Genomic DNA, 12,776 nt, shown 5'->3' with positions numbered 1-12,776 from the left:
CATCGGCGACATCCCCAGACAAAATCCCTGTGCGCAATGCGGCACGCCGATCCCAAAACCCGATTGGATCGAGGCGGGCGAGGGACGCATCTCCTATCTCTGGACATGCCGGGCCTGCAACTATCGCTTCGAGGCGGTGGCGATCTTTGATCAATCCGCAGTCGAGCACCCGCCGCTCGCGGCCTGAGCCGCTGGTTACATCGCGATTTCTTTCGCCTCTCCCCGTTGGGGAGAGGTGAGGCGCATCAGGCTGCCAGCCGCGGCTGCTGCCACACCGGCAATTGCATCCGCACGATCAGCCCGTGCGGCTCGCGGTCGTGCAGCGACAGATCGCCGCCATGGGCGAGCGCGATCGCGTGCGCGATCGACAGGCCGAGCCCGAAGCCGGTGGATTCGTCCATGGTGCGCGCTTCGTCGCCGCGCACGAACGGCTCCAGCATCTCCTGCTTGCGCGCATCGGAGATGCCGGGTCCGTCGTCCTCGACGTCGATGGTGAGCTTTGTGCCGGCGACGTCGAGGCGGATCGTCACCTCGGCGCCGAAGCGCACCGCATTCTCGACCAGGTTGGTGACGCCGCGATGCAGATCGTCAGGCCGCGCGGCGGCCGTCGCCGAGGCCGGCCCTTCATAGTGCACGACATGGCCCATGTCGCCGAACTGGTCGGCTATCAGCTGTAGCGTGCTCGCGATGTCGACCAGCGTCACTGCCTCGATCTTGCGGTCGTTGCGGAGCAGCGACAGCACGGATTCCAGCATCGAGCGCATCTGGTCGAGATCGATCAGCATGCGCTTGCGGTTGCCCTCGTCCTCGATGAATTCGGCGCGTAAGCGAAGCCGCGTGATCGGCGTGCGCAGATCGTGGCTGATCGCAGCGAGCATCCTGGTGCGATCCGACATCAGCCGCGCGATCCGCTCATGCATGCGGTTGAGCGCGCGCGCGACCGAACGGATCTCTTCCGGGCCGCGCTCGGGCAGCGGCTCGGCGGCGCCGTCGAGGCTGAAATTTTCGGCGGCCCTGGCAAAGGACGACAGCGGCGCGGTCAGCGCCCGCGCGGCCCACAGGCCCAGCACGGTGACGCAGATGAAGGCGGACATCAGCGTCATCAGCCACGGCGCGCCCCAGAACCACGGCCGAGGCCCGCCCTCGACACGGCCGGCGATCATGGTGCCGTCGGGCAATTGCACGCCGATGCGGTGCGTGCCGCCCTCGGGGTCGAGCTGCACCACCTTGTAGCCGCGGCCGAGGTGGCGGCGGATCCCGTGCAGGTGCTGGCTCTCGCTCTCCTGGACGACGCTCGCAGTGCCGGGCGCCGGCGTCTCGATGTTGAGCTTCGGGAAGGCGCGCGCGAGATCCGCGATGAGGCGCGGCCGCTCGCCGGCGTCGGCCGAGCCGAGCAGCAGCGCGGCATCGGTCAATTGACGAGCGCCATCCGGCGGCGCGTCCGAACGGTCGGGCCGGCTGATCAGGAAGGCGGTGGTGACGACGAGATGCAGCGCGACGGTCGAAGCCAGAACCAGCGCGGCGATCTGCCCGCCGATACCCTTGAGGTGGAAGAACCCGAACGGCTTCATCGTCGGCGCCCCTTTAGCTGCTCAGGGAGGCCGCAACCGCTTCAGTTCTCGGCGTGAACAGATAGCCGCCGGAGCGCACCGTCTTGATGATGGTCGGATCCTGCGGATTGGGCTCGATCTTGCGGCGGATGCGGCTGACCAGCACGTCGATGGAGCGTTCGAACGAGCCGGTGTTGCGCCCCTGCGTGAGGTCGAGCAGGCTGTCGCGCGACAGCACGCGGCCGGGCCGCTCGCAGAACGTCCTGAGCAGATCGAACTCGGCGCTGGTCACCGCGACGCGCGCGCCGTCGGGATTGCGCAATTCGCGCAGGCGCAGGTCGATGCGCCAGCCCTCGAAGGCGAGCGTAGAGGCGCCCTCGATCGAGCTTGCGGCCTGTGCCGACGCCTGGCGGCGCAGCACCGCGTTGATGCGCGCGAGCAGCTCTCGCGGGTTGAACGGTTTCGGCAGATAGTCGTCCGCGCCCATCTCGAGGCCGACGATGCGGTCGACGTCCTCGCCGCGCGCGGTCAGCATGATGATCGGCGTCTGCGTCTCGGAGCGCACCTTGCGGCACAGGCTCAAGCCGTCCTCGCCGGGCAGCATGACGTCGAGGATGATCAGGTCGACGCGATGGTCGGCCATGGCGCGCGACATCTCGCGGCCGTCGCTCACGGCGGTGACGTTGCAGGCGTTGTTGCGCAGGTACTTCGCAATCAACGTCCGGGTTTCGCGGTCGTCCTCGACGACCAGGATGTTGGGACTGGGAATGGCCATGAGCTTTGTTTGTCCAAGATTCGGGCCAAATGGCGAAGATTTTTGTTTCAGATTGTTTCCGGGTGACCTCTCGCAACACCCTGCAATAGCCGGGCCGTGGAGCGGCAAGGTCTCGTTAAGTCCGTTAACCATACCGTGGCGTGGTCACACAGGAAACCCCGCAAAACCCACGGAGCCATCATGACCTCGATTTCGGCGGCCTCCGCCGGTAACTACCAGTCGCCGCTGCAGCGGCTGCAGCAGGAATTGCAATCGGAAGTCTCCGCCGGCACGATCTCGTCGTCGGACCAGTCCGCGCTCTCGACGGCGCTGACCGACATCGACACAGCGCTCCAGCAGAGCCGGTCCAGCGACCAGTCGAGCGGCACGCGGCCCTCGAAGGACGACATGAAGTCGAAGATCGACGACCTCATTTCCAACGAGGTCTCGAACGGAACGCTGACCTCGGATCAGGCCGAACAACTCAAGGGCGTGTTTCAGTCCGCCTTCGCCAGCGGTCCCGGCGGCGCCGGCGGCCCTCCGCCCGGCCCGCCGCCGGATGACAGCTCTTCGGATTCGTCGTCGTCCACGGACCAGACCAGCAGCACGTCGAGCGAGTCCACCACGGCGGAGATCCTCCAGCAGTTTCTCCAGGCGCTGCAACAGTCGCAATCGTCGACTTCGTCCTACGGCGCCAACGGCAGTTCGACGAGCTCGTCGAGCAGTGCGGATTTCTCGGCGCTTCTGATCGACTACAAGAGCTGACCTGAGCGACGCGGGTCGGCGCGGTCCTCGCCGCGATGATGCTTCTTCCCAGGGCATCATCGCCGGCGGGGAACCGTGCATCTCGAACGTTCCCGCGGAACCTTCGTCGCAGTGCAGCGCCATCATTACGCAGCGAAATTGCCGCGACTTAGGAACTGCCCTTGTTCGGCGCGGTTCTCTCCACACGAGTTTTCTGTCGAAGGAGAGGACAACATGTTGATGAAATCGATCGCCGCCGGCCTTGCCGGCACCGCGCTGCTTGCGACCGTTGCGTTCGCACAATCACCGACCGCCACCACCGACAAGGCACCGACCGCAGCCACTGCAACGACGACCACCACCTCGGCGTCTGGCCAGTGGCGTGCTTCGAAGATGTCGGGCCTCAAGGTCTATAACGACGCCAACGAGAACATCGGCTCGATCAACGAACTCCTGATGGACAAGAACGGAGATATCAAGATCGCGGTGATCGGCGTCGGCGGCTTCCTCGGCCTGGGCGAGCATCTGGTCGCCGTGCCCTTCGAGAAGCTGAAGTTCGTCAATGAGGCCGTTGCTTATACCGGCACCGGCACGAACCCGAACGCCAAGCCGGCGACCACGACCACGGGTGCTGCGACCGGCATGGACAAGTCCACGACGACCACCGTGACGCCTTCGTCGAAGTGGTATCCGGACCACGCCGTGTTCAATGCGTCCAAGGACGAGCTGAAGAACATGCCCGAGTTCAAGTATGCGGAGTAATGCGGTTCGTCTGACGACTTAAACGACGCGCGCCCGGTTTTCACCGGGCGCGCTGTCGTGCCTGCTTCACCTCTCCCCGCAAGCGGGGAGAGGGAGAAGAAACTCAGTGCGTCGCCAGCGGGCAACCGCCCTTGTCGAGCGGACGGAACGCCTCGTCGCCGGGGACGGTGGCAATCAGCTTGTAGAGGTCCCACTCGCCCTTGGATTCCTCGGGCTTCTTTACCTCGAACAGATACATGTCGTGGACCATGCGGCCGTCGATGCGGATCTTGCCGTTTTTGGCGAAGAAGTCGTTGACCGGCGTGGCGCGCATCTTTTCCATCACCTTCGGCGCCTCGTCGCTCTTGATCGCCTCGATCGCCTTCAGATAGTGCATCGTCGCCGAGTAGAGACCGGCCTGGATCATGGTGGGCATGTGTCCGACCTTCTCGTTGAAGCGCTTGGAGAAGGCGCGCGTCTCGTCGTTCATGTCCCAGTAGAACGCATCGGTGACGATCAGGCCCTGCGTCGCCTTGATGCCGAGCGAATGCGTGTCGGTGATCTCCTGCAACAGCGCGATCATCTTCTGGCCGCCCTGGGTCAGGCCGAACTCGGCGGCCTGCTTCAGCGCATTGGTGGTGTCGCCGCCGGCATTGGCCAGCGCGACCACCTTGGCCTTCGAGGCCTGGGCCTGGAGCAGGAAGGAGGAGAAGTCCGACGAGTTGAGCGGATGGCGCACCTCGCCGAGCACCTTGCCGCCGCTTTCCTTGACGACGTTTGCGGCATCGCGCTGCAGCGCCATGCCGAAGGCGTAGTCGGCGGTGATGAAGAACCAGGTGTCCTCGCCGCGCTTGACCATCGCCTTGCCGGCGACGTTCGACAGCGCATAGGTGTCATAGGTCCAGTGCACGGTGTTGGGCGAGCAGGCAACGCCGGTGATGTCGGATGAGCCGCCGCCGGAATTGATGTTGATCTTGTTCTTCTCGCGGGTGAGCGCCGAGATCGGCAACGCCACCGAGGAGGTAGGCACGTCGAAGATCGCATCGACCTTGTCGTTGTCGTACCAGTTGCGCGCGATATTGACGCCGACGTCCGGCTTGTTCTGGTGGTCGGCGGCGACCACCTCGACCGGCAGGCCGGCGACCTTGCCGCCGTAATCGGCGACCGCCATCTGCACCGCGGCGAGCGAGCCCTTGCCGGTCGCGTCCGCATAGAGGCTCGACATGTCGGTGAGCACGCCGATCTTGACCACATTGTCGGAAATCTGCGCCTGCGCGCCGCCGCTGGAAGCAGCGAGAGCGAGACCGGCCGCAACCGCGGCGATGAGTTTTTGCATGTTGTTTTTCTCCCTTTGCGTTGTTGTTTGGGCTTTGTTGCGGGGACTGTTCTAGCGACAAACGGTCGCGGCAGCTAAGCCAAAGATGCGTGAGGGGGTGGAGAAATAAGCAGGGGGCGGCGGTGTTTCCTTCGCCTCTCCCCGCAAGCGGGGAGAGGAAGAAGTTACACCACCGGTCAGGCGCTGCTGCCCTTGAGCCGTTCGTTGCGGCGGCGCAGGCCTTCCAGGGTGGCGAGGAGGATGACCGATACCGTGGTCAGGATCACCGCCGCTGCCGTGATGGTCGGGCTGATGTTCTCGCGGATGCCGCTGAACATCTCGCGCGGCAGGGTGCGCTGCTCGGGACCTGCCATGAACAGCACGATCACCACCTCATCGAAGCTGGTCGCGAAGGCGAACAGCGCACCCGACGCCAGGCCGGGCAGGATCAGCGGCAGGATCACGCGGCGGAACGCATAAAGCGGCGAGGCGCCGAGCGAGGCGGCGGCGCGTGCCAAATTGGTGTCGAAGCTTTGCAGCGTCGCGCCGACCGTGATCACCACAAAGGGCGTCGCCAGCGCGGTGTGGGCCAGGATCAAGCCGAGATAACTGCCGGTCAGTCCGATCGGCGCGAAGAAGAAATACAGACCGACCGCGGTGATGACGCCGGGCACGACGACCGGTGACAGCACGAAAGCCAGCACGAGCGGCTTGAAGCGGCTCTTCCACTGCGCCAGCCCCAGCGCGGCCAGCGTGCCAAGCACCATCGACAGCAGGGTCGAGGCAACGCCGATGATCATGCTGTTCTTCAGCGAATTCATCCAGCGCGGCGAGTTGATGAAGTCGTCGTACCAGCGCAAGGAGAGGCCCGGCAGCGGATAGGTGAGGTACGAGCCCGAGCTGAAGGACAGCGGCATGATCGCAAGGATCGGCGCGATCAGGAAGATGAACACCAGCGTGGAGACGATGATGGTCGCGGTCCACGCGATGCGCTGGCTGGGCGTGCGGAGGGAAGAATGATCGCTCAATTCTTCATTCCTCCCGTGACCTGCTGTCCCTGCACCAGCTTGCCGTAGACGAGAGCGAGCAGAACAGTGGCGAGCAGCAGCACCGCCCCCAACGCCGAGGCAAGGCCCCAATTGGCCGTCTCGGTCGTATAGAGCGCGATGAAGTAGCTCATCATTTGATCGGCGGCGCCCCCGACGAGTGCCGGTGTGATGTAGTAGCCGAGCGCCAGGATGAAGACGAGCAGGCCTCCCGCGCCGATGCCGGGCAGCGTCTGGGGCAGGTAGATCCGCAGGAAGGCGGTGTGTGGTGGCGCACCGAGCGAGGCGGCGGCACGCATGTAGGCAGGCGAGATCGCCTTCATGCTGCTGTACAGCGGCAGGATCATGAACGGCAGGAGAACGTGAGTCATGGCCACGCAGACACCGAAGCGGTTGTAGATCAGGCGCAACGGCTCGTCGATGATGCCAAGCCAGTGCAGGCTGTCGTTCACGACGCCCTTGCTCTGCAACAACACGATCCATGCGCATGTGCGGACCAGAAGCGACGTCCAGAACGGCAGCAGGACGAAGATCATCAGCAGGTTCGACCGGCCGGGTGGCAGCGTCGCCAKCAGGTAAGCGACCGGGAAGCCGAGGATCAGGCAGAGTACCGTGACACTGAGGCTGATGAGGAAGGTGCGGGCGAAAATGTTGCGGTAAATCGCCTGATCCGCCGGGGCTGCGATGATCGCGCCGTCCACGTTCCGCGTCAGGTCGAGCGCCGCCAGAAGGTAGAAGCCGGTCACCGGGCCGCTGGCGTCCTTGATCGTGGTCCAGGTGGCGCGTTCGCGCCAGGCCGGGTTGATCTTGCCGAGCGTCTCTTTGGCCGCCCCTCGCTCGGGCTGCGCCTTCAGATTGCGGGCCGTGCTGGTCAGGATCGTGCGGAAGCCGTTGAGTGCGTAATTGAGACGCTTGGCCGCGATGGCGATGGTGGCGGAAGCGCGCGCCGCCAGGATGTCGCTTGCCAGCGCCGCGTAGGCCTTTTCGTCCGGCAGGTCCTTGCCGTCCCAACTCGCGAGAGCGGCGACTGTCTGAGGTAGAACCTGACGCACCTCCCGGTCATCGACGGCGCGCCACAGCATGCCGGCGATCGGGCCTGCGAAGGTGAAGAGCAGGAAGACGAGAAGCGGTGCTACCAGCGCCAATGCCTTGACCTGGCGTGTCCGCTCCGCACGCCTCAATCGGCGCTTGAGCGGCACTTCGGTCGATGCATCGGCGCCGGTCAAGCGCGCATTCGTCATTGGTCGAGCCTTGGGTCGAGCCTTGCGGGACGCGTTATTTCGCGGCCCATTTGTTGAAGCGCTCGGTCAGGCGGTCGATGTTCTCGAGCCAGAAGCCAACGTTGATCTCGACCGCGTTCTTGATGTTGTCAGGCGCCGTCGGCAGGTCCTTCAGAACGGCGGGCGCGAGCAGAGCGGCTGCGTCCTTGTTCGAGGTGCCATAGGCAATGTTCTCCGACAGTTTTGACTGGTTCTCCGCTTTGCCTGCGAAGTCCAGGAACTTGTAGGCCGCGTCCTTGTTCGGGCTGCCCTTCAGGATGACCCAGCTGTCGAGGGTGAAGAGCGCTCCGTCCCACACCATGCCAAAATTCTTCTTCTCGTTCTTGTTCGCGGTGTCGATGCGGCCGTTGTAGACCGAGGTCATCGCGACCTCGCCGGAGGCGAGCAATTGCGGCGGCTGGGCGCCGGCCTTCCACCAGACGAGGTCGCCCTTGATGGTGTCCAGCTTCTTGAACGCGCGATCGACGCCCTCGTCGGTCGCCAGCACCTTGTAGACGTCCTTCGGCGGAACGCCGTCGGCCATGAGGGCGATCTCCAGCGTGGTCTTCGGGCCCTGACGCAAGGCGCGCTTGCCCGGAATCTTCTTGGTGTCGAAGAAGTCGGCCCAGCCGGCAGGCGCGTCCTTCAGCTTGTCCTTGTCGTAGCCGAGAACGAAATCGTAGAGGATGGCGCCGACGCCGCAGGGATTGACCGACGGCGGGATATAGGCGGCCTCGCCGCCGATTTTGGAATAATCCAGCTTCTCGAACAGGCCTTCCTCGCAGCCGACCGCCAGTTCGTCGCTCTCGACCTGCACGACGTCCCAGGTGGCGGCGCCACCCTGCACCTTGGCGCGCAACACGCCGACGCCGCCGTCCCAGGACTCGTCGTTCATCGCAACACCGGCTGCCTTCTTGAACGGCTCGAAATAGACCTTCTTCTGGGCATCCTGATAGGCGCCGCCCCACGACACGACGGTGAGGTCACGCGCCTGCGCGAGCGTCGCCAGCGCAGCGCTGGCGCTGAACGCCGCGGCGAAACCGAGAGCAATCTTGCCAATCTTGCGCTTCAGCATGGTCCTTGTTCCTTCTTCATGAGCGTTGCGTTGAGGTTGATCGATGCCGGTCCGGATCAGACGGGATCGAGGGCCAGGCAGTCCTCGGGACGGAAGGTGATGAATACGTTCTCGCCAGGTCTTAGGTTGCCAGGTCTTAGGTTGCCATGTCTCAGGTTGCCAGGTCTCAGACTGTCATGCGCTCCCGGCTGAAGCTTGACCATGAACTCCCCGTTGCCGGCGACATCGAGCACGGCCAGCGCGTGGTCGCCGAGATAGATGGTGTTCTGCACCCTGGCCGGCAGTCGGTTGGGTCCCTCGCTGGAGGTGCCATCCGGGACAATGGCGATCCGCTCCGGCCGCACCGACAGGGAGGTCGATGCGCCCGCGCCTGATACGTTGACCGCCCGTGCGGTCACGGCGCCGCCACCCGCCAGCGCGACGCGGCAATATTCCTTCTCGATCGTCTCGACGGTGCCGGCCAGCACGTTGTTCTCGCCGATGAAGTGGGCGACGAAGCTGTTCACCGGATGCTCATACAGCGCGTCGGGCCTGTCGATCTGCTGCACGATGCCGTCGTTGAACACGGCGATGCGGTCCGACATGGTGAGCGCTTCACTCTGATCGTGGGTGACATAGACGACGGTGATGCCCATCGTCTCGTGCAGTTGCTTGATCTCCAGTTGCATCTGCTCCCGCAGGCGCTTGTCCAGGGCGCCCAGGGGTTCGTCCATCAGCACGAGTTGCGGATTGAAAACCAGCGCGCGGGCCAGCGCCACGCGTTGCTGCTGACCGCCGGACAGCTGCCCGGGCCGCCGGTGCGCCAGGGTTTCCATCTTGATCATGCGCAACGCGGCCCTGACGCGCTCCTGCGCTTCCGCCTTGTTCGTGTTGCGAACGGACAACGGGAAGGCGATGTTCTCCGCGATTGTCAGGTGCGGGAACAGGGCATAGTTCTGGAACACCATGCCGATGTCGCGCTTATGGGGCGGCACGTTCTTGATGGGCCGGTCGGCGAGGTAGATCTCGCCATGGGTCGGAACCTCGAAGCCAGCCAGCATCATCAGCGTGGTCGTCTTGCCCGAGCCGGACGGGCCGAGCAGAGTGATGAACTCGCCCTTCCTGATGTCGAGGTCGAGGTTCTTCACCACGAGGTGCTCGCCATCGTAGGTCTTCTGAATGCCGGAAAAGCGCACCAGTGCCGGCGCAGGCGTGACCATGCCGGCTTCCATATCATCCTCGCGTTATCAGCTACAGTGCTGTCAGGACCTCGTCCGAGGTTGCGACGAACAGCTTAGCATCCTCCGATGAGAATGCCAGCGGTGCAAGCGACGCGCGCACGGGCCCGGCGCGTGAGGGCGCGCTACATCCCCGACAGCTTCGTCACGTACACGTTCAGCGAGCCGCCGGCCTCGGCGACAATGCGCAGCGTCTTGGAGTCGAAGGCGATGTCGGCGAGGGTCAGGCTGTCGATCTTGGCCTCGACCTTGAGGCCGTCCTCGCTCTTCTGGTAGTCGGCGATCGCGGCGGCGATCTTCTCGCGGGCGTTCGCGGCGATCGGCTTCAGGTCGAGCGTCGCCTTCTGCAGCAGCGCCTGCTGCATCTTCGGCACCACGGCGCGCGCCGCCGCGCCGAGCAGGCCGAAGGCGGCCTCGGATTCCACCGCGAGCTGGATGTCGGCGAGCCGCAGCGTTTGCTGCGCCTGGTCGAGCATCGGCCGGCCCCAGATGTGCACGGTGGCTTCCGCTCCGAGGCCGAGCCAGCTCGTCTTCTCCTTGGCACGCACCAGCAGAGAGATCAGGAGCCGGTCGCCGGACGGGATCACGTTGACGCTCTTCACGGTGACGTCGACCGGGCCGGAGCCGTCCTCGGGATAGGTGTGGCCGACCATCTGCGCGGCGATGAGCTTGTTGATCTCGGTGAAGGGCACGTCGATCGGCACGCCGATGCTCACGCCGGTGCCGGTCGGCGGCACGATCGAAATCTTGTCGGGGAACGGGCAGTCCGGCTTGGTCGCTGTCGTCGTGACGCGCGTCTCGGCCTCCAGGCCGAGCAGCAAGGTCACGGCCTGTGCGTCGACACGCGGCTGCGCCGCGATCGCCCGCACCGGCTTCATCTCGAGCCAGAGCGGCGGCAGCGCGGCGGTAGATCCCGTGCCTTGCAGCGGGATCGAGCGGCACGCCTTGGCCCACTGCACCTTCGCATTCTCCCGCAGCGACGGATCGTTGCGGATGCGCTCGGAGACCACGTTGAGCTGTTCGCCGACCGTCTTGTCGATCAGCGGCTTCACCTGTGCGGGCACGTTGACCTTGGCGCCGGCGACCGAGAGGTTGGTGTCGCCGAGATTGACCTGGGCACCGAGATTGGGCTCGAGATGCCAGTTCGCCGCGAGCTTCGGGCGCGAGGTGACGACCACGTTGCCCTTGATCTCGGCGCTGGCATTCAGGTTCTTGATGTTGACGGCGCCGATCCGTTTCGCCGCGTCGCCGCCGAGCACGCCGCCGAGCACGCCGCTGAGCGCGTCGCCGAGCGCGCCGGTCGCCTTCGATGACAGCGAGCCCGTCACGTTCAGCTTGCCGGTGAGCGGAGTCGAGATGGTCAGCACGTCCTTGTCGCCGGCAGCCGCCATCGGCCCGCGCACGGCGGACYAGCCGATGTCGGCGTTCTCCAGAATCTGCGAGATCGGGTTGTCGGCCTTCCCGGCGAAATTGCGCGGCGCGGCCTTTTCGGCCTGCTCGCGGATCGCCGAGATCGCAATCGCGACCGGCGCGACCACGATCGAGCTCTTCGAGGCCGGCGGCAGCGGCGGCAATTGCGCGACCGGCGGCGCGGAGGTCGTCCCCCGCGGCGACAGCCAGTCCATCGCTTTCAGGCTGATGAAAAACGACGCCGCAATCACCACGACCGCGATCAGGATAGTCTTCAAGTTCAACGTCAGACGCATCGATCCCCCAGGCCGCCCGGGGATGGATTTTACAGGGCGGGCGAGGAGGGCGCTAGAGCGCACCGGTGGGGTGGAATTGGGGCGAATGGGTTAACGGCTGCGGCCGTGCCGTTGCCGCTTATTCCGGCCGTCATCGCGGGCCTAGCTGCGCCGGGGACGGCGGACCGCTCTCACATTGCCGCGATCTCCGCCACCGCAGTAGAAGCGGTCGCCGCCGTCGGACTCCAACCCCGAGACCATCGTCCCTGCGGGCAGGTCGAGCTGCTCCAGCACCTTGCCGCTCTCCGGGTCGATCCGCCTGATGTCACTGTCGTCGCCCTCCCAGGTGCCGTGCCAGAGCTCGCCGTCGACCCAGGTCACCCCGGTCACGAAGCGCTTGCTTTCGATGGTGCGCAGAACCGTCCCCGTCTCCGGATCGATCTGATGGATCTTCCGCTCGCGATATTGACCGACCCAGAGCGAACCCTCCGCCCAGGCCAGTCCGGAGTCGCCACCGCCGCCCGGTGCGGGGATGGTGGTGAGCACCTGGCCGGTCGCGGCGTCGATCTTCTGGATGCGGTCCTCGGCGATCTGGAACAGGTGCTTGCCGTCGAATGCCGTCCCCGCATGTGCGGCGACATCGATCGAGCGTGCGATCTTGCCGCTGTCCGGATCGACCGCATTCAACTTGTCGCCGGATGCGAACCAGACATGGGCGCCGTCATAGGTGACGCCATGCACGGCCTCGACGCCCGCGAAAGGCCCGTACTCCCTGACGATCTCGGCGGCTGAACGTTTCATGTGCTCGATCCCTGTGTGGTGATGCCACCTTACGTCTTCAGGAGCGGTCCGGGGAGTAACAAGCCTGTCGGGAAACCCGGGACGGGCGGGGTGATCCAGCGCCGCGCCCGCCCGTGTCCGAAGGACTGCACCTTGTTCGACCGGGCCAGCTCGTCGAGTGCCCGCTGCACCGTACGCGCGCTCGTTCCAAGCGCCAGCGCGAGCGCCGAGCTCGACCACGGCTCGCCGTCGGAGAGGACGGCGAGCACGGCAGCGTGCTTCTCCTCGACCGGCCGTGCCAGCACCAGAACCTGTCGCGTCTTGCGCGGTGTCAGCGCAAAGCCCTGCTTCGTCGCGCTCACATCGGCGAGAGGCTTGAGCTTCGCGCGGAGCCGCCCGATCTCGACCCGCAACCGGGCGCGATGCGATTCATCGACGTGCCTCGCCTGAAATGCCGCGGTCATCAGCGCCTCCCGGGACACGTCCGCGGGCCACGCCTGCGCCAGGGGGCGGGCGAGCGCGAACAGCACCGGCCGGGTTCCGAACGACACGACGATGCCTCCCTTGCGAACGGTGTGGTGGAACGTGTCCACGACAAGCGCCTCGGACG

At 65.3% G+C, this 12,776-nt stretch carries 12 protein-coding genes and 1 pseudogene; 3 read left to right on the top strand and 10 right to left on the bottom strand.

Annotation, left to right across the window (positions count from 1 at the left end; all coding sequences use genetic code 11):
• Position 1: 1 nt before the first annotated feature.
• On the top strand, positions 2–187 hold the full coding sequence (locus tag ACXJL8_RS18260) for a hypothetical protein (RefSeq protein ID WP_456685355.1): 186 nt from the start codon (positions 2–4) through the stop codon (positions 185–187).
• A 58-nt stretch (positions 188–245) separates the two neighbouring features.
• Here the strand turns inward: ACXJL8_RS18260 and ACXJL8_RS18255 are convergent, their stop codons facing one another.
• Both ACXJL8_RS18255 and ACXJL8_RS18250 read right to left on the bottom strand, forming a co-directional pair.
• On the bottom strand, positions 246–1,571 hold the full coding sequence (locus tag ACXJL8_RS18255; protein ID WP_456617859.1) for an ATP-binding protein: 1,326 nt from the start codon (positions 1,569–1,571) through the stop codon (positions 246–248).
• A 13-nt stretch (positions 1,572–1,584) separates the two neighbouring features.
• Positions 1,585–2,325 (bottom strand): response regulator, encoded by a 741-nt coding sequence (locus tag ACXJL8_RS18250; RefSeq protein WP_456617858.1) that lies wholly within the window; start codon positions 2,323–2,325, stop codon positions 1,585–1,587.
• A gap of 180 nt (positions 2,326–2,505) precedes the next feature.
• Here ACXJL8_RS18250 and ACXJL8_RS18245 point away from each other — a divergent pair, with 180 nt between their 5' ends.
• Entirely contained in the window at positions 2,506–3,069 is a 564-nt protein-coding gene (locus ACXJL8_RS18245) for a hypothetical protein (protein ID WP_456617857.1), read from the top strand.
• A 213-nt stretch (positions 3,070–3,282) separates the two neighbouring features.
• Complete coding sequence (locus tag ACXJL8_RS18240) at positions 3,283–3,810, top strand: PRC-barrel domain-containing protein (protein WP_456617856.1); 528 nt, start codon at positions 3,283–3,285, stop codon at positions 3,808–3,810.
• 103 nt (positions 3,811–3,913) lie between these two features.
• Here ACXJL8_RS18240 and ACXJL8_RS18235 read toward each other — a convergent pair whose 3' ends face one another.
• The 8 genes and pseudogenes from ACXJL8_RS18235 to ACXJL8_RS18200 form a co-directional block, all read right to left on the bottom strand.
• Positions 3,914–5,125: an ABC transporter substrate-binding protein gene (locus ACXJL8_RS18235; RefSeq protein ID WP_456617855.1), complete on the bottom strand. Its 1,212-nt coding sequence runs from the start codon at positions 5,123–5,125 to the stop codon at positions 3,914–3,916.
• 176 nt (positions 5,126–5,301) lie between these two features.
• The gene (locus ACXJL8_RS18230; RefSeq protein ID WP_456617854.1) at positions 5,302–6,132 is read right to left on the bottom strand and encodes an ABC transporter permease; all 831 of its coding nucleotides are present in this window, start codon (positions 6,130–6,132) and stop codon (positions 5,302–5,304) included.
• Positions 6,129–7,391 (bottom strand): ABC transporter permease, encoded by a 1,263-nt coding sequence (locus ACXJL8_RS18225; protein ID WP_456685354.1) that lies wholly within the window; start codon positions 7,389–7,391, stop codon positions 6,129–6,131. The genes ACXJL8_RS18230 and ACXJL8_RS18225 overlap by 4 nt, the downstream gene beginning before the upstream one ends.
• A 34-nt stretch (positions 7,392–7,425) precedes the next feature.
• The gene (locus ACXJL8_RS18220; RefSeq protein WP_456617852.1) at positions 7,426–8,484 is read right to left on the bottom strand and encodes an ABC transporter substrate-binding protein; all 1,059 of its coding nucleotides are present in this window, start codon (positions 8,482–8,484) and stop codon (positions 7,426–7,428) included.
• Between the two features lie 56 nt (positions 8,485–8,540).
• A complete protein-coding gene (locus ACXJL8_RS18215) occupies positions 8,541–9,695 on the bottom strand; it encodes an ABC transporter ATP-binding protein (protein ID WP_456617851.1) in 1,155 nt (384 codons plus the stop codon).
• A 131-nt stretch (positions 9,696–9,826) separates the two neighbouring features.
• On the bottom strand, positions 9,827–11,407 hold the full coding sequence (locus ACXJL8_RS18210) for a DUF4403 family protein (RefSeq protein ID WP_456685353.1): 1,581 nt from the start codon (positions 11,405–11,407) through the stop codon (positions 9,827–9,829).
• A 141-nt stretch (positions 11,408–11,548) separates the two neighbouring features.
• Entirely contained in the window at positions 11,549–12,187 is a 639-nt protein-coding gene (locus tag ACXJL8_RS18205) for a Vgb family protein (protein ID WP_456617849.1), read from the bottom strand.
• A gap of 29 nt (positions 12,188–12,216) precedes the next feature.
• Positions 12,217–12,776 (bottom strand): annotated as a pseudogene (locus tag ACXJL8_RS18200) (helix-turn-helix domain-containing protein); the annotation flags it as partial.

It is taken from the genome of Bradyrhizobium sp. P5_C11_2 (assembly GCF_054049755.1).
Note: the sequence above shows the minus strand (reverse complement) of the source record. Positions and strands in the feature narration are given on the sequence as shown.